The organism is Asanoa ishikariensis (assembly GCF_900107455.1).
GTDB lineage: Bacteria > Actinomycetota > Actinomycetes > Mycobacteriales > Micromonosporaceae > Asanoa > Asanoa ishikariensis.
In genome coordinates, this window is record NZ_FNQB01000001.1 from 1,462,399 (window position 1) to 1,478,813 (window position 16,415).

The following is a 16,415-nucleotide window of genomic DNA, read 5'->3' on the forward strand; positions in this document are numbered from 1 at the left end:
CGCCGGTCAGGTGCCGGCGCGGTGGGTTCGGTGAGCGGACGTCAGCCGAGTCGGCCGGAGGCGGCGAGCCGCTGGTACCAGTGCGCGCTCTGCTTCCAGGTGCGCACCTGGGTGTCGTAGTCCACCCGGATGATCCCGAACCGGCGGTCGTAGCCGTAGCCCCACTCGAAGTTGTCCAAAAGGGACCACAGGAAATAGCCGCGTACGTCCGCGCCCTGCTCCCGGGCGTCGGCGACCGCGCCGATGTGCCGGTGCAGGTAGTCGATCCGCCGGTCGTCCTGGATCGTGCCGTCGGGCGAGACGACGTCGTCGAACGCGGCGCCGTTCTCGGTGATCATCAGCGGCTGGTTCGGGTAGCGGTCGCGCAGGCTCAGCAGCAGCTCGGTCAGCGCCGGCGGGTCGATGTTCCAACCCATCGCCGTGTGCGGGCCGGGCTGCGGCAGGAACTCCACGTCGTGCGCGGCGACCCACGGCGACGCCGTGGACGCACCGTGGCCGTCGGCGGAGGACCGCTCCGAGACCCCGTCCCAGGCGCGGACCAGCGTGCTGGAGTAGTAGTTCACGCCGAGCACGTCCAGCGGGACCGCGATCAGCTTCTCGTCACCGTCGTGGACGAACGACCAGTCGGTGACCGAGGCGGTGTCGGCCAGCAGGTCGGCCGGGTAGGCACCGTCCAGCATCGGGCCGAGGAACGCCCGGTTGGCCAGCGCGTCGATCCGCCGCACCGCGTCGTGGTCGGCCGCCGAGTCCGACGCCGGACGAATCACGTGCAGGTTCAACGTCACCGACAGCTCGGACGCTGGCGCCAGCTCGCGGACGACCCGGCCGGCCAGGCCGTGCGCCAGGTTGAGGTGGTGAACGGCCGCTAGCGCAGCCGCCGGCGAAGTGCGACCAGGCGCGTGCACGCCAGAGGCATAGCCCAGGTAGGCCGAGCACCACGGCTCGTTGAACGTGGTCCAGGTGTGCACCCGGTCGCCGAGCGCCTCGACGATGCCGGCCGCGTAGTCCCGGAAGCGCAGCGCGGTCTCCCGCGACGCCCATCCGTCGGCGTCCTCGAGCTCCTGCGGCAGGTCCCAGTGGTACATCGTGGCCACCGGCTTGACGCCGCGCTCCAGCAGGCCGTCGACGAGCCGCTGGTAGAAGTCGATCCCGGCCTGGTTGAACTGCCCGGAGCCACCCGGCTGCACCCGCGGCCACGAGATCGAGAACCGGTACGCGTCCAGGCCCAGGTCCTTGATGTGATCGAGGTCCTCCTGCCACCGGTGGTAGTGGTCCGCGGCCACGTCACCGGTGTCGCCGTTCAGCGTGCGCCCCGGCGTGTGGCTGTAGGTGTCCCAGATGGACGGACCACGGCCGTCCTCGGTCGCGGCACCCTCGATCTGGTACGCGGCCGTGGCCGAGCCCCACACGAAACTCTTCGGAAATTCGTACTCCGTCACAGCCCCACCTCGTAACCCGACGACGATCCCGCGACCAGTTCCGCGGTGACCGTCCCATTGTCGTATCGCACCTCGAACTCGGCACCGGGGCCCTCACCGGGCGACGGCACGCGCACCCTGGTCCGCTGTCCCTCCGCCGGCGCGTACAGCCGCAGGCGCACGCCGTCGGCCCATTCGTAGTCCGGCTTGTCGTCGCGCGAACCGAACGGGATCACGGCGCCCGGCCTCGCCAGCACCGGCACGCTGTCGAACTCGTGCTTCTCGGTTACCCACGCCGGGCCGGTGAGCTGAGCGCCGGTCACCAGGTGGGTCCACGTGCCGGCGGGCACGTAGAACGTGACCTCCCCGTCGGCGCTCATCACCGGCGCGACCAGGACGTCCGGGCCGAGCATGTACTGCCGGTCCAGGTACGCCGAGGTCGGGTCGTCCGGGAACTCGAGCACCATCGGGCGCATCATCGGCAGGCCTTCGCGGTGCGCCTCGTCGGCCACGGCGGCCAGGTAGGGCATCAGCGACAGCTTGAGCTTGGTGAAGTGCCGCAGCACGTCGACCGCCTCGCTGTCGAACGCCCACGGGACCCGGTACGAGCCGGAGCCGTGCAACCGGGAGTGCGACGAGAGCAGGCCGAAGGCGACCCAGCGCTTGAACACCGCCGGGTCGGGCGTGCCCTCGAAACCGCCGATGTCGTGGCTCCAGTAGCCGAAGCCGGACGCGGCCAGTGACAGCCCGCCGCGCAGCGACTCGGCCATCGCGGCGAACGTCGACTCGCAGTCGCCGCCCCAGTGCACCGGGAACATCTGGCCGCCGGCGGTGGCGGAGCGGGCGAAGACCACGGCCTCGCCCTTACCGCGCTCGGTCTCCAACAGCTCGAAGACCGCCTTGTTGTACGCCTGCGCGTAGTAGTTGTGCATCCGCTGCGGGTCCGAGCCGTCGTGCCAGACCACGTCGGTCGGGATGCGCTCGCCGAAGTCCGTCTTGAAGGCGTCCACGCCCATGTCGAGCAGCACCTTGAGCTTGCTCTGGTACCAGGCGACCGCGTCCGGGTTGGTGAAGTCGACCAGCGCCATGCCGGCCTGCCACTTGTCCCACTGCCAGACCGAGCCGTCCGCGCGCTTCACCAGGTAGCCGTTGGCACGGCCCTCCTCGAACAGGTACGAGCGCTGGGCGATGTACGGGTTGATCCACACGCACACCTTGAGGCCGCGCTCGTGCAGCCGGCGCAGCATGCCCGCAGGGTCCGGGAAGGTCGCCGGGTCCCAGACGAAGTCGACCCAGTGGAACTGCCGCATCCAGAAGCAGTCGAAGTGGAACACCGACAGCGGCAGGTCCCGCTCGGCCATCCCGTCGATGAACTCGGTGACGGTCTTCTCGTCGTACGACGTGGTGAACGAGGTCGAGAGCCAGAGCCCATAGGACCACGCGGGTACGCGGGCCGGGCGGCCGGTCAGCGCGGTGTAACGGCGCAGCACGTCCTTCGGGGTGGGACCGTCGATCAGGTAGTAGGTGAGGGTCTGGCCCTCGACGCTGAACTGGGTCTCCGACACCACTTCCGAGCCGATCTCGAAGGAGACGTGCTCGGGGTGGTCGACGAAGACGCCGTAGCCGCGGTTGCTGAGATAGAACGGAACGTTCTTGTACGCCTGCTCGCTCGCGGTGCCACCGTCGGCGTTCCAGATGTCGACGGTCTGGCCGTTCTTGACGAACGCGCCGAACCGCTCGCCCAGCCCGTAGACCGTCTCACCGACACCGAGTGCCAGCCGGTCGTGCACGTGCGCCTTGCCGTCCGCGTCGGTGACCAGGCCGACGCTGCGCGCCGTGGACGAGGTGAGCACCCGGTCGCCGTGCAGGAAGTCGACCCGCCACCCGTCGACGAGCGCGACCCGGGCGGTCAGCTCGCCGGCGGTGATCGTGGCTGACAGGCCCGACACGTCCACCGTGACCGGGTGCTCGTCGCTGCTGGCCACCTCGAACACCGGAGTGCGCGGCACCCCGCCGAGGTGGTGGGCCACGGTCACGCCGATGACGCCGTCGGCGGGGGAGAAGAACCGTGCGGTGACGACCGGGCGGTTGAGGGTGTCGCCGCGGGTGACGACGCGACCGGTGGGTGCGTACGCGGTGAAACCGCGCTCTTCGAGCTCGACCGACTCGACCGCGCCGGGGCGCAGCACGCTGACCCCCGGTCGCAGTTGCCAGTACCCGTCGGTGAACTTCACTTCTCGGCTCCTGCCGTGATGCCGCGCGAAAGCGTGCGCTGGAAAATGATGAAGAAGAGGACAGCCGGAATGAGGCTGATCAGCGCGCCCGCGTTCGTGGTCGGTGCGTCCATCAGCCGGTCGCCCTGCAACGAGGCCAGCGCGACCGGGATGGTCTGTGTGCTGTTGTCGATGAGCATGACCAGGGGGATCAGGAACTCGTTCCAGGTCCAGATGAAGAAGAAGATGAGCAGCACCGCGAGGGTGGGCCGCAGGTTGGGGAAGATCACCCGCCACAGCACGGTCCACTTGCCGGCACCGTCCAGCGACGCTGCCTCGAGCACCGACTTGGGGAAGGTGCTGAGCACGGAGGCGAGCAGGTAGGTGCCGAACGCGCTCTGGATGACGGTGAAGATGATGATCACCGAGAGCTGCGTGTTGTAGAGGCCGACCTGCTTGGCCGCGTAGTACAGCGGGTAGATCAGCGCTTCCTGCGGCAGCATGTTGGCCAGCAGGAACAGACCGACGATCCAGAGCCGGCCCTTGACCCGACCGATGCCCAGCGCGTACGCGTTGAGCAGCGAGACGACCACGCCGAGCACCGCGACCGAGCCGGCGATGAGCAGCGAGTTCCAGAGCTTCAGCGGGAAGTTGACCTGGTTCCAGTAGTTGCTCAGGCCCTTGGTGTAGAACTCCGACGGCCAGCTCAGCGGGCCGCCCGTGGAGTAGTCCCCGGGCGACTTGAACGCGTTGAGCAGCATGAACACGAAGGGCACGAGCATCACCAGTGCGGCGATGGTGACCACGGCCAGGACGATCCAGCGGCTCTTTCCGCGGCGGTGCCGGTCGCGGGACGCCGGGGGCCTTGCCGGGATGGTGGTGACTGCCATGTCAGACCTCCCGGTCCTGGCGCTCGTTGCGGTACTGCAGGTAGATGAACACCGCGGCCACGATGATGATGATCAGCGTCAACACGGTGGAGATCGCCGAGCCGTAGCCGACCTGGAGCTTCTTGAAGAACGTGTAGTAAGCGAAGTACGAGGGCACGTTGGTCGCGTTCTCCGGACCGCCGCGGGTCAGCGCGAACACCGGGCCGAACACCTTCAGCGCGGCGATCGTGCAGGTCAGCGCGACCACGAAGGTCTCGGGCCGGATCTGCGGCAGGGTGATGGCCCGGAAGCGGTGCCACCAGTTGGCCCCGTCGACCTCGGCGGCCTCGTGCAGTTCCGGGTCGACGCGTTGCAGCGCCGCCATGAAGACGACGACCGGATAGCCGATCTGCACCCAGATCATCACGCCCATGACGCTCGGCAGGGCGGTGTCCGGGTCACCGAGCCAGTCGTGCCGCAGCGCGCCCAGACCGATCACGTCGAGCAGGCCGTTGAACGCGCCGTCGGGCCGCAGGATCCAGCCCCAGACGATGCCGGCCACCACGACCGGGAGCACCTGCGGCAGGTAGAACGCGGCGCGCAGGGCGGAGGCGGTGCGGGGTTTGAACTTGCGCCCGATCACGTCGAAGAGGACGGACGCGAGCACCAGACCGGCCAGCGTGGGTACGACCACCATCGCGATGATCATGGCGACGGTGTTCTTGAACGACTGCCAGAACACCTCGTCCTGGAAGAGCCGCGTGTAGTTGTCGAAGCCGATGAACGTCGGGTCGCCGATGCCGGACCACTTGGTCAGCGACAGGTAGACCGTGGCGATCAGCGGGCCGCCGATGACGACCAGGAACAGCAGTGCGCCGGGCAGCAGGTAGAGCCAGTAACCGGCGCCGCTTCGCTTGCGCTTTGGCGGCTTCGGTGCGGCGGGGGCGGCCGGCCTTTGCTGGGCGGCCGAGGTCTCGGTGAGTGCCATGGGAGATCCTTCCCGGCGGGACGGGCGCACCGGCCGTAGCCGGTGCGCCCTATGCCGACTTACTTACCGGTGATCTCCTTGACGCCGTCGTCGTACGGCTTGGCGATCGCGTCGAGCACCTGGTCGGGCGTCTTGGACCCGTTGATCAGGCTCTGGAAGCCCGAGACCAGCACGTCGTAGTAGCCGGGGACCGGCCAGTCCGGGTAGAAGGCCAGACCGTCCTGCGAGCTGACGGTGTTGAAGTTCTCGATCAGCTTCTTGTTCTTCGGGTCGGTGATCTGCGACGCGTCGGCCGCCACCGGAACACCACCGTTGTTGCCGATCAGCGCCTGGATCTCCGGGCGCATGGTGATGTCGATGAAGTCGTACGCGAGGCCCTTGGCCTTGCTGCTGGTCGGAACGACCCAGAGGTTGCCCGACGAGCCGGCGCTGAACTTGTTGCCGGGGAACAGGAACGAGTCCCAGTTCGCCTTCATCTCGTCCTTGAAGCGGCCGTACCACCAGCTACCGGAGACGATCATCGGAGCCTTGCCGGAGATGAACGCGGTGCCCATGTCCTCGGCCTTGAGGCTCGCCGACTCCTTGGAGACGTAGCCCTTGCTCACCCAGTCCGCGAAGGTCTCCGCGCCGTACTTCAGCGGGTCGGCCTTGAAGTCGACCGGGTTCTTGTAGAGCTGGTAGTCGTCGACGAACTTGCGGTCCGCCTTGCTCAGCGCGAGCTGGTAGAAGAGCTGCCCGGCGGGGTACTCGGCACCGGCCTCGGCCAGCGGCGTGATGCCCTTGCTGACGAACTTGTCCATCGCCTGGGTGAACTCGTCGTACGTGGTGGGCACGGTGACGCCGTTCTTGTCGAACAGGTCCTTGTTGTAATAGACCATCACGTACTCGCCGTAGTTCGGCACGCCGTACCAGTTGCCCTCGCCCATCACGCCCTTGTCGCTGTAGCGGGCGGTGGTCTGCAGGCTGGAGCTGAGCTCCTTGTCCCAGCCACGCTTGGTGGCCTCTTCGGTCAGGTCGGTCAACAGACCCTGGGAGGACAGCAGGCCCGCGGTGGCGTTGCCCTTGTTGTACTCCATGATGTCCGGACCTTCGTCCGAGTTAATGATCATGCCGGCGTTCTGCTGGATCTGCTCGAACGCCTTGCGCTCGAACGTCACCTGCACACCGGGGTGCTCGGTCTTGAAGATCTCGATCGCCTTGTCCCAGGCGATACCCATGGCGCTGTTCTCACTCTCGTAGTGCCAGAGCTTGAGAACCTTCGCGTCACTGCCTTCGCTGCTGCTGCCGCCTCCGTCGCTGCCGCACGCGGCCAGCGTCGTGCCGGCTATCGCGGCCAACGCGACCGCGACGCCCAGCTTGCGGAATCGCCCCATTGCTATCCTCCTGATGAGTATCGAGCCCGGTACTTACTGGCCCGCCGTTGCGTGGCAGCGCGGCGGCGGGCCGTCGCCTGTCAACCGCCCGGCAACCCCGTGCCGGTCAGTTCGTTGTCGGGCCGTGCGGCCGGGCACGTCGAGCCCCGGACCTCCAATGCGCACGGCAACAGCTGTTGATGGTGGGCGCCGGTGCCGTCGAGCTGGCGCAGCAGCGCCTCCACCGCGATCCGGCCCAGCGCCGAGCCGGGCGAGGTCATCGCGGTCAGGGCGGGATAGGCCAGTTCGGCCACCGCCGGCGAGGTCACCATCGAGACCACCGAGACATCACCGGGTACGGCCCGGCGGCGCACGGCGAGCTCGGCCAGGATGCCGAAGATGGCGTTCTCGTTCATGGCCAGGACGGCGGTGAGGTCGGGGGCTTGCGTCATCGCCTGGGCGAGCGCGGCCCGGCCGCCGGCGGCGCTGTCCTCGGCCGGGATCATCAGGGGCTCCAGGCCGTAGCCGGTCATCGCCGCGACGAACGAGTCCCGGGTGCGCAGGGCCGGCCCGTAACCGGCCGCGATGGTCGCGGCCGAGTGGTTCACGTAGACGATCCGGCGGTGGCCGAGGCCGACCAGGTGGTCGACGGCCTCGCGGACGGTCTGGTCGAAGTCGATGTCCACGTACGAAAGGCCGGTGGTGTCGCTGGTCCGGCCGATCAGCACCAGCGGGACGCCGGTTTCCTGGAGGACGCCGACCCGGCCGTCCTCGATCTGGACCTCCATCAGCGCCACTCCGTCGACCATCCGCTGGCTGGCGAGCCGGCGCAGGTCGTCGAGGTCGCCGGCGCCGATGGGCGAGAGCACCAGGTGGTAGCCCGCGTCGCTGGCGGCGGCCGCCGCTCCGGTCACGAAAGCGGTCTCGGTGGCACCGAAACCGCGCTCGCTCATGGGCATCAACAGGCCGACTATCCGGCTGCGCCGGGTGGCCAGGCCGCGGGCCATCGCGTTGGGCTGGTAGTCGAGCTCGGCCATGGCCTCGAGCACCCGCGCGCGGGTGGCGTCGGAGATCGGCCGGGTGCCGGTGAGCACGTAAGACACCGTGCTGACGGAGACGCGCGCAAGGCGGGCGACGTCATGCATGGTAGCCACCGCGCACCTCCTTTGGCCTGCAGTGGGATCGCTCCCGTCCGATCGTCGAAGCGTTTCGACTAACCGGTTCGATGGGACCGTAAGTCACGTGTTACGGCGGCGTCAATAGCTGATGTCCAACGCGGGTCAGGCGGGAGATGTCCCGACGGGTTCGCGGGCGAGATCCAGGACGACGTCGACGACCGCCGGGTGGTCTGCCAGCGGCGGGGTGACCACGTCGGCGCCGGCTCGGTGTAGTGCCTGGTGGAAGCGGCCGTCGGCCAGCAGATAGGTCAAGATCAGGACGCGGTCGGCCCCGTCGGCCCGCAGCGCCCGGACGGCGTCGGGCACCGTGGGGGCCGCGGACGCGGCGTAGCCGACGGTCGCCGGGACCGGCAGGGCCGCGGCCGTGGCGTCGACCTCGGCCCGGGACCAGGGGTCGCTCGACCCGGCGGCGGCCAGGACGACCGCGTCCGCCGGCCCGGCCGCGGCGAGCCGGTCGGCCAGCACACCGAGGAGACGCCCAGCGGTGCCGAGCGGCGGCGCGACGGCCGCGCCGAGGCCCGCGAAGGCCTCGGCGATGTCGACCCGGACATGGTGGCCGGTAGTCAACAGCAAGGGAACGACCACCGCCGGACCGGCCGCGACGTCGCGCACGTGCGGCTCCTGGACATCCACGTAAGCCAGCCGCACAGCCCCGTCGTAGCGCCGCGCCACCCGCCGGGCCAGGTCACGGACCTGCGCCTGGCCAGCCGGCACGCGAGTGCCGTGGGCGACGAGCACCAGGGTCATGCCGACGCCCGTAGGCGGCACACGGTCCGACGCCGCATGGCATGGTCGGCCGGCACGCGGGCGCCGTGGGCGAGCGCCAGGGATATGCCGGCGCCGGCAGGTGGCACGCGGCCCAGCGCCGCGCGAGCCGGCGGGTGAGGTCGCGGGCCAAGGCGTGGTCGAGCGGTCCGCCCGTGCGCGGGGCGGGTCAGGGTCGTGCCGGCGCCGGCAGGTGGCACGCGGCCCAGCGCCGCGCGAGCCGGCGGGTGAGGTCGCGGGCCAAGGCGTGGTCGAGCGGTCCGCCCGTGCGCGGGGCGGGTCAGGGTCATGCCGGCACTCGCAGGCGGTAGCCGCGCTTGATCACGGTTTCGACCAGGTTGGCGGCACCTAGCGACGACCGCAGTCGGGCCACGGCCATGTCGATGGCTCCCTGGGTGCCGCTGGGCAGGGCCGAGGCGAGCCGCGCCCGGGAGACGACCGTGCCGGGCTGGGCGGCGAGCGCTCGCAGCACGGCCATCGAGGCCGGCGCCAGCGGGAGGTATTCCCCGTCGACGATCGCCGCATGGCCGCGCAGCTCGACCTCCCGGCCGGCGACCACCAGCCGGCGGGCGCGGGCGGGCAGCGCGTCGGTGACGGCTCGGACGAGCGCCCCCAGCCGCGCCCGGTCGGGCACCAGCGTCGGCACGCCCCGCTCCCGCAGCGGCGCCGCGGTGACCGGCCCGACGCAGGCGGCCAGGACCCGATCCCCGAACGCGTCGAGCACGGCCGGCGCCCGATCGCCGGCGGCGTCGAGCAGCGCGATGACCGCCGGCGCGCTGGTGAACGTGACCGCGTCGACCTGCCCGGCGACGATCTGGTCGACCAGGCGGCGCAGCGGCTCCTGGTCCTCCCGGGCCGTCCAGCGGTAGACGGGCACCTCGACGACGTCCGCGCCGGCCGCCCGGAGCGCCGTGGTGAACTCGTCCTGCGGCCCGCCGTGAAGCTGCACCGCGATCCGCCTGCCCGCCACGCCCTCGGCCAGCAGCTTGTCGAGGATCTCCGCGCACGACTCGGTCGGCGCCGACCACTGCTCGGTGAGCCCGGCGGCCCGGATCGCGCCGCAGGGCTTGGCGCCCCGCGCGATGAGCCGGGCCGTTCCCAGGCCGCCGCGCAGCGCCTCGCCGACGCCCCAGCCCTCGGCCGCCTCCAGCCAGCCGCGGAAGCCGATGCCGGTGGTCGCGACGACGATGTCCGGGGCGTGCTCGACGCAGGCGACCGTGGCGGTGCGCAGCGCGGCGTCGTCCAGCAACGGGATGATGGTGATGGCGGGGGCCGAAACCACCCGGGCGCCGCGGCGTTCCAGCAGCGCGCCGAGCTCGTCGCGCCGCCGTTCCGCGGTGATCGCGACGGTGAAGCCCAGCAGCGGCGTCACGCCGTGCCTACCTCGACGACGCCGCCGCGTACCCGGATCGGGAACACCGGCACGCGCGCGTCAGCGTCCAGGCACTCGCCGGTGTCCAGGTCGTACGCCTGCTTGTGCATCGGCGACGCGACCACCGCACGGTCCCCGCGGCTGCCGACGACGCCCCGGGACAGCACGTGCGCCCCGCTGACCGGGTCGCGGTTGCCGATCGCCCGCAGGCGGTCGTCATGCAGCCGGAACACCGCCACCTGCGCGTCGCCGATCAGGGCGGCCACGCCGCGCTCCGCGAGCAGGTCCGCGAACCGGCACACCGGCGTCCAGACGACGGTCATCGCCGCACCGCCGGGAGGCGCAGCGGCACGGGCTGGCCCCGCTCACGGCCGACGGTCATCGCCGCACCGCCGGGAGGCGCAGCGGCACGGGCTGGCCCCGCTCACGGCCGACGGAGATCGACGGGTCCGGCGTCGACGGCGCGTTGACGAACGAGACGAAGCGCCGCAGTTTCACCGGGTCCTCCAGCACGTCCCGCCACTCGTCGGTGTGTGCGGCGACGTGGCGGGCCATCGCCGCGTCGAGGTCGGCGCACAGCCCCAGGCGGTCGTCGACGATGACGGCGCGCAGGTGGTCCAGGCCGCCGTCGAGGCCCTCGATCCAGGCCGCGGTGCGTTGCAGGCGGTCGGCCGTGCGGATGTAGTACATGAGGAAGCGGTCGACCGTCCGGACCAGCGTGTCGGTGTCCACATCAGACAGGAACAGGTCGGCGTGCCGAGGCCGGAAGCCGCCATTGCCGCCGAGATAGAGGTTCCAGCCCTGTTCCGTCGCGATGATCCCGAAGTCCTTGCTCCTGGCCTCCGCGCACTCGCGGGCACAGCCGGACACTGCCGACTTGATCTTGTGTGGCGCCCGTAGACCCCGGTAGCGCAGCTCCAGCGCCACGGCCAGCCCGACCGAGTCCTGCACCCCGTAGCGGCACCACGTCGAGCCGACACACGACTTCACCGTGCGCAACGCCTTCCCGTACGCGTGGCCCGACTCGAACCCGGCCGCGACCAGCCGCCGCCAGATGTCCGGAAGCTGCTCGACCCGCGCCCCGAGCAGGTCGATCCGTTGCCCTCCAGTGATCTTCGTATAGAGCCCGAAGTCGCGGGCGACCTCGCCGATCACGATCAGCCGCTCGGGCGTGATCTCGCCGCCGGGAATCCGCGGCACCACCGAATAGGTCCCGTCGCGCTGGATGTTGGCCAGGAAATGGTCGTTCGTGTCCTGCAGCGCGGCCTGCTCACCGTCGAGGATATGCCCGTTGCCGAGCGAGGCCAGGATCGAGGCCACCGTGGGCTTGCAGATGTCACAGCCGCGTCCGGTGCCGTACCCGGCGACCAGGGCCGAGAACGTGCGGATCCCGCGTACCCGGACCAGATCGAAGAGCTCCTGACGCGTGTACGCGAAGTGCTCGCACAACGCCGTCGACTGCGCGACCCCGGCCTCGGCGAGCAGCGACTTGAGCAGCGGCACGCACGACCCGCAGGTGGTGCCGGCCCGGGTGCACGCCTTGACCGCCGGCACGTCGCCGCACCCGTCGCCGATCGCGGCCAACACGGCGTCCTTGGTCACGTTGTTGCAGCTACACACCTGCGCGTGACCCGGCAAGGCCACGTCCGGTGCACCGGCGGAGAGGAAGTCGGCCAGCTTGCCCGGCACCGGCCCACCGACGGCGGCCCGCAGCGCGCCGTAGGCGGTCGCGTCCCCGACCAGGATCCCGCCGAGCAGTGTCCCGGCGTCGTCGGTCAACGCCAGCTTCGCGTAGAGGCCGTTGGCCGGGTCGGCGTACACGACGTCGAGCGCACCCGCCGTCCGGCCGAAGCTGGCCACGTCGACCCCGAGCAGCTTGAGCTTGGTCGACGTGTCGGCCCCACCGAAGGCCGCGGCCCCGCCCAGCAGCCGGTCGACGACGACGTCGGCCATCGCGTAGCCGGGCGCGACCAGCCCGTAGCAGCGCCCCTCGACGGCGGCACACTCGCCGATCGCGAACACGGCGGGGTCGTTGGTCCGCAACGAGGAGTCGACCAGGATCCCGCCGCGTTCGGCGACCGCGAGGCCTGCGGTCCGAGCCAGGTCGTCGCGCGGGCGCACGCCGGCCGCGAAGACCACCAGATCCGCCTCCAGGGCCAGCTCTCCGGCCGTGTCGACGCGCAGCCGGTCCCCGTCGGTGGCGATCGCGGTCACCCCCGTGCCGGTGTGCACCGCGATGTCGAGCTCCTCGATCCGGCGGCGCAGCATCGCCCCACCGGCCGGGTCGAGCTGCATGGGCATGAGGTGGGGCGCGAACTCGACCACCGAGGTCCGCAATCCCAGTAATCGCAGGGCGTTGGCCGCTTCGAGCCCGAGCAGGCCGCCACCGACGACGATGCCGTCCGACCGGCCGTTCGCGTACTCCCGCAAAGCTTCCAGGTCGTCGAGCGTGCGGTAGACGAAGCAACCGCGGGCGTCGCGGCCCGGCGCCGGCGGCACGAACGGGAACGATCCGGTCGCGAGAACCAGCGCGTCGTACGGGTACGACCCGGCCGCCGTCCGCACCACCCGCGCCGCGCGGTCCACCGCCAGCACGGGCTCGCCCAGCCGGATGTCGGTGCCGGACGGCACGCCGGCGGGGGCGAGGGTGAGGTCCTCGGCCGTCGCACCCTCGAAATAGGCCGACAACCGCACCCGGTCGTACGCCCGCCGATGCTCCTCGGCCAGCACGGTCACCGACCAGCGGCCGTCCGTGTCGCGGGCGGCGAGCGCCTCGATGAGCCGCTGCCCGACCATTCCGTTGCCGACGACGACCAGTCTCATGCCGCGACCTCCGTGTCTGGATCCACCGTGGACAGCCAGTCGACGAGTCCACACACCGCGTCCCGGCAACCTCCGCAGCCGGTCGTGGCCCGGGTCGCCGCGACGACGTCGGCGACGGTCCGCCCGCCGGCCCGCCACACCGCCGTGATGGCCGCCTTCCGCACCGTGTTGCAGCGGCAGACGACGGCGGCGTCCGGCATCAGCGCGGGGGAGTCGGTCGCGGCCGGCGGGTCGGCGCCGTAGGAACGGCCGAGCAACAGCGACCGCCGGTCGGCCGGCGCCTCGGCGTCGCGGTCGAAGAGCTGCACCACGGTGCCGACCGCCGGGTTGTCGCCGAGCAGCACGGCGCCGGTGATCCGGTTCTCGTGGATGACCAGGCGGGCGTACGTGCCGCGGGCCGGGTCCGCGAAGCTGACCACCTCGGCGTCGGCGCCGGCCTCCGGCGAGCCCATGGCGGCGAGGTCGACGCCGCTCGCCTTGAGCCGGGTGAGCACCCGCGATCCCCGGTACGCCGCGCGGCCACCGGTTATCCGGTCGGCGACGGTCGCCGCGTGGTCCCAGGCCGGTGCGACGAGGCCGTAGACCGTGCCGCGATGCTCGGCGCAGTCGCCGATCGCGTACACGTGCGGGTCGCTGGTCCGCATCGCGTCGTCGACGAGGATGCCGCGGCCGACGGCGAGCCCGGCCGCGGCGGCGAGCCGGGTGTCCGGCCGCACACCGCAGGCGAGCACGAGCAGGTCGGCCGGGATCCGGTTGCCGTCGGACAGGTGCAGCGCGTCGCCCGTCCACTCGCGGGCGCCGGCGCCCAGGTGCGCCCGGATCCCTAGCCCGGCCAACGTGCGGGCCAACACCCGGCCGCCGTCGCCGTCCAACTGCCGTTCCATGAGATGCGCGCCCAGGTGGACGACGTCGACGGCCAGGCCGCGTCCGGCCAGCCCGCGGGCCGCCTCCAACCCGAGCAGCCCGCCGCCGAGGACCACGGCCCTTTGTGCGTCTCGGGCACTGGCCGCGATCCGCCGGCAGTCGTCGAGGGTGCGAAAGGCGTGCACGTTGGCCGCGTCGAGCCCGTTCAGCGGTGGAATCACCGGCACGGCACCGGTGGCGAGCACCAGCGCGTCGTACTCGTGCTCCTCTTGGGTCGTACGCACGATCCGGCGCCCGGGGTCGACGGCGACCACCGGCTCGCCCAGCCGCACGTCGGCGCCGGCCGGCGCGGCCGCGATGGCCAGGTCGTCCTCGCCGACCTTCCCAGCGAGCAGGGAAGACAACAGGATCCGGTTGTACGGCCGATGCGGCTCAGCACCCAGGGCGGTGACCTTGACGTCGGTGTCGCGCGCCCGCAGTTCCGCGACCGCGCGCGAGCCCGCCATCCCGTAGCCCACCACCAGCACCCTCATGCCGGCGTCACCTTCGCCGCACAGACCTTGAACTCCGGCATGCGGGAGATCGGGTCGAGCGCGGGGTTGGTGAGCAGGTTCGCGCCGCCGTAGTGGAACGGCATGAAGACCGTGTCGGCCCGGATCGTCGCGCTCACCCGGGCCGGCGCCGTCGTGCTCCCGCGCCGCGTGGCGACCGTGACCGAAGCGCCGTCGTCGATCCCGATCCGGGCCGCGAGGTCGGGGTGGAGCTCCACGTACGGGTCGCCGGGCAGCGCGGTGATCCGCCGGGTCTGCGCGCCGGACTGGTACTGGGTCAGCACCCGCCCGGTCGTCAGGTATAGCGGGAAGTCGGCGTCGGGCTCCTCGGCCGCCGGCCGGTGCTCGACCGGCACGAACCGGGCGCGGCCGTCCGGCGTGGCGAACCGGTCGAGGAACAGGCGCGGCGTGCCGGGGTGCGACTCGTCGGGGCAGGGCCAGAAGACCCCACCCTCGGCGTCGATCCGCTCGTAGGTGATCCCGGCATAGTCGGCCACCCCGCCGGCGCTGGCGCGGCGCAGCTCGTCGAAGACTCTCCGCGGGTCGTCCGAGGTCGGCGCGCCCAACCGGCCGGACAGCTCGGCCAGCACGGCGAGGTCGGTCCGCACGCCTTCTGGTGGCTCCGACAGCCGGCGGCGGCGGATCACCCGACCCTCGAGGTTGGTCATCGTGCCGTCCTCCTCGGCCCACTGCGCGGTCGGCAGCACCACGTCGGCCAGCGCGGCCGTCTCGGAGAGCACGAAGTCCGCGACCACCAGCAGGTCGAGGTCGCCCAGCCAGCGCCGCACGCCGGCCGCCCGGGGCGCGGAGATCGCCGGGTTGGACCCGAACACCAGCAGGGCCCGGACGGCATCCGAGCTGAGCAGCTCGTACGCCGACGGACCGGGACCCGGGATGTCCTCGGGGGCGACGCCCCACACCTTGGCCACGTGCGCGCGGGCGGCCGGGTCGTCGATGCGCCGGTAGCCGGGGAGCTGGTCGGCCTTCTGCCCGTGCTCGCGTCCGCCCTGCCCGTTGCCCTGCCCGGTCAGGCAGCCGTAGCCGGAGCCGGGCCGCCCGGGCAGCCCGAGGGCGAGCGCGAGGTTGACGAACGCGGTGACGGTGTCCGTGCCCTTGGCGTGCTGCTCCGCGCCGCGGGCGGTGAGCACCATCGCCCGCCGGGCGCCGGCGAGGCGTTCGACGGCCGCGTACAGGTCGGCCACCGGCACTCCGGTCAGCCGCTCGACCCGGGCCGGCCACCACTGGGCCACCGCGGCGCGCACCTCGTCGAAGCCGTTGGTGCGCGCGTCCACGTACCCCCGGTCGACGTGTCCCTCGGTGATCGCGATGTGCAGGAGCCCGTTGGCGAGCGCCAGGTCGGTGCCGGGAGTCGGTTGGAGGTGCAGCGCGCCCAACCGGGCGGTGGCGGTGCGCCGAGGGTCGACGACGATCAGCCCGTCGCCGCCCAGGTGGCGCACGAACGGCGGCATCGTCTCGGCGGGGTTCGCGCCGACCAGCAGCACCGCGTCGGCCGCGGCGATGTCCTCGACCGGGAACGGCAGCCCACGGTCGAGGCCGAACGCCCGGTTGCCGGCCGCGGCGGCCGACGACATGCAGAACCGCCCGTTGTAGTCGATCGTGCGCGTACGCAGGGCGACCCGGGCGAACCGGCCGAGTGCGTACGCCTTCTCGTTGGTCAGCCCACCCCCGCCGAAGACCGCGACGGCGTCGCGCCCGTGCCGCTCCTGGATCGCGCCGATGCCGTTGACCACCCGATCGAGCGCCTCCGCCCACGTCGCCGACCGCAACGTCTCGCCGTGCCGGACCAAGGGTGTGGTGAGCCTGTCGGGGTGGCGCAGCAGGTCGGCCGACGTCCAGCCCTTCTGGCACAGGCCACCCCGGTTGGTGGGGAAGTCGCGCGCCTCGACGACGACCCCGTCCGCACTGGCCCGCAACCTCATCGCGCACTGGAGCGCGCAGTAGGGGCAGTGGGTGTCGGACATGCTTGCCACCCTCCCGAGCTGCCGTTTCGGGGTCGACTCC

Annotated in this window: 12 protein-coding genes; all 12 read right to left on the reverse strand. The window is 71.6% G+C overall.

Annotated elements, in window-relative coordinates; all coding sequences use genetic code 11:
* Positions 1–41: 41 nt before the first annotated feature.
* Positions 42–1,439 (reverse strand): GH1 family beta-glucosidase, encoded by a 1,398-nt coding sequence (locus BLV39_RS06900; protein WP_090788506.1) that lies wholly within the window; start codon positions 1,437–1,439, stop codon positions 42–44.
* Positions 1,436–3,652: an alpha-xylosidase gene (yicI, locus tag BLV39_RS06905; protein ID WP_090788507.1), complete on the reverse strand. Its 2,217-nt coding sequence runs from the start codon at positions 3,650–3,652 to the stop codon at positions 1,436–1,438. The genes BLV39_RS06900 and yicI overlap by 4 nt, the downstream gene beginning before the upstream one ends.
* A complete protein-coding gene (locus BLV39_RS06910; RefSeq protein WP_090788509.1) occupies positions 3,649–4,521 on the reverse strand; it encodes a carbohydrate ABC transporter permease in 873 nt (290 codons plus the stop codon). The genes yicI and BLV39_RS06910 overlap by 4 nt, the downstream gene beginning before the upstream one ends.
* 1 nt (position 4,522) lies before the next feature.
* Positions 4,523–5,488 carry a carbohydrate ABC transporter permease gene (locus BLV39_RS06915; RefSeq protein WP_090788511.1) on the reverse strand — a complete coding sequence of 322 codons (966 nt, stop codon included), beginning with the start codon at positions 5,486–5,488 and terminating at the stop codon, positions 4,523–4,525.
* A 59-nt stretch (positions 5,489–5,547) separates the two neighbouring features.
* On the reverse strand, positions 5,548–6,861 hold the full coding sequence (locus BLV39_RS06920) for an ABC transporter substrate-binding protein (protein ID WP_090788513.1): 1,314 nt from the start codon (positions 6,859–6,861) through the stop codon (positions 5,548–5,550).
* An 80-nt stretch (positions 6,862–6,941) separates the two neighbouring features.
* The gene (locus BLV39_RS06925) at positions 6,942–7,985 is read right to left on the reverse strand and encodes a LacI family DNA-binding transcriptional regulator (protein WP_239083753.1); all 1,044 of its coding nucleotides are present in this window, start codon (positions 7,983–7,985) and stop codon (positions 6,942–6,944) included.
* A gap of 135 nt (positions 7,986–8,120) precedes the next feature.
* Positions 8,121–8,765, reverse strand: a complete 645-nt coding sequence (locus tag BLV39_RS06930; protein ID WP_090788517.1) for a sirohydrochlorin chelatase — start codon at positions 8,763–8,765, stop codon at positions 8,121–8,123.
* A 304-nt stretch (positions 8,766–9,069) separates the two neighbouring features.
* Positions 9,070–10,155, reverse strand: coding sequence for a uroporphyrinogen-III synthase (locus BLV39_RS06935; protein ID WP_090788519.1), 1,086 nt, complete (start codon positions 10,153–10,155; stop codon positions 9,070–9,072).
* Entirely contained in the window at positions 10,152–10,478 is a 327-nt protein-coding gene (nirD, locus tag BLV39_RS06940; RefSeq protein WP_090788521.1) for a nitrite reductase small subunit NirD, read from the reverse strand. The genes BLV39_RS06935 and nirD overlap by 4 nt, the downstream gene beginning before the upstream one ends.
* Positions 10,479–10,533: 55 nt before the next feature.
* Entirely contained in the window at positions 10,534–12,978 is a 2,445-nt protein-coding gene (gene nirB, locus BLV39_RS06945; protein ID WP_143049661.1) for a nitrite reductase large subunit NirB, read from the reverse strand.
* A complete protein-coding gene (locus tag BLV39_RS06950; RefSeq protein WP_090788523.1) occupies positions 12,975–14,375 on the reverse strand; it encodes an FAD-dependent oxidoreductase in 1,401 nt (466 codons plus the stop codon). Before BLV39_RS06950 ends, nirB begins: the two co-directional genes overlap by 4 nt.
* Positions 14,372–16,375: a molybdopterin oxidoreductase family protein gene (locus BLV39_RS06955; RefSeq protein ID WP_090788525.1), complete on the reverse strand. Its 2,004-nt coding sequence runs from the start codon at positions 16,373–16,375 to the stop codon at positions 14,372–14,374. The genes BLV39_RS06950 and BLV39_RS06955 overlap by 4 nt, the downstream gene beginning before the upstream one ends.
* Positions 16,376–16,415: the final 40 nt, after the last annotated feature.

What these genes read in the sequence shown, in the direction of transcription:
- BLV39_RS06950 (WP_090788523.1), bottom strand. Translation starts at nt 14,375, where the DNA reads ATGAGGGTGCTGGTGGTGGGCTACGGGATGGCGGGCTCGCGCGCGGTC.
- BLV39_RS06925 (WP_239083753.1), bottom strand. Translation starts at nt 7,985, where the DNA reads ATGCATGACGTCGCCCGCCTTGCGCGCGTCTCCGTCAGCACGGTGTCT.
- BLV39_RS06910 (WP_090788509.1), bottom strand. Translation starts at nt 4,521, where the DNA reads ATGGCAGTCACCACCATCCCGGCAAGGCCCCCGGCGTCCCGCGACCGG.
- BLV39_RS06920 (WP_090788513.1), bottom strand. Translation starts at nt 6,861, where the DNA reads ATGGGGCGATTCCGCAAGCTGGGCGTCGCGGTCGCGTTGGCCGCGATA.
- BLV39_RS06930 (WP_090788517.1), bottom strand. Translation starts at nt 8,765, where the DNA reads ATGACCCTGGTGCTCGTCGCCCACGGCACTCGCGTGCCGGCTGGCCAG.
- BLV39_RS06915 (WP_090788511.1), bottom strand. Translation starts at nt 5,488, where the DNA reads ATGGCACTCACCGAGACCTCGGCCGCCCAGCAAAGGCCGGCCGCCCCC.
- nirB (WP_143049661.1), bottom strand. Translation starts at nt 12,978, where the DNA reads ATGAGACTGGTCGTCGTCGGCAACGGAATGGTCGGGCAGCGGCTCATC.
- nirD (WP_090788521.1), bottom strand. Translation starts at nt 10,478, where the DNA reads ATGACCGTCGTCTGGACGCCGGTGTGCCGGTTCGCGGACCTGCTCGCG.
- BLV39_RS06955 (WP_090788525.1), bottom strand. Translation starts at nt 16,375, where the DNA reads ATGTCCGACACCCACTGCCCCTACTGCGCGCTCCAGTGCGCGATGAGG.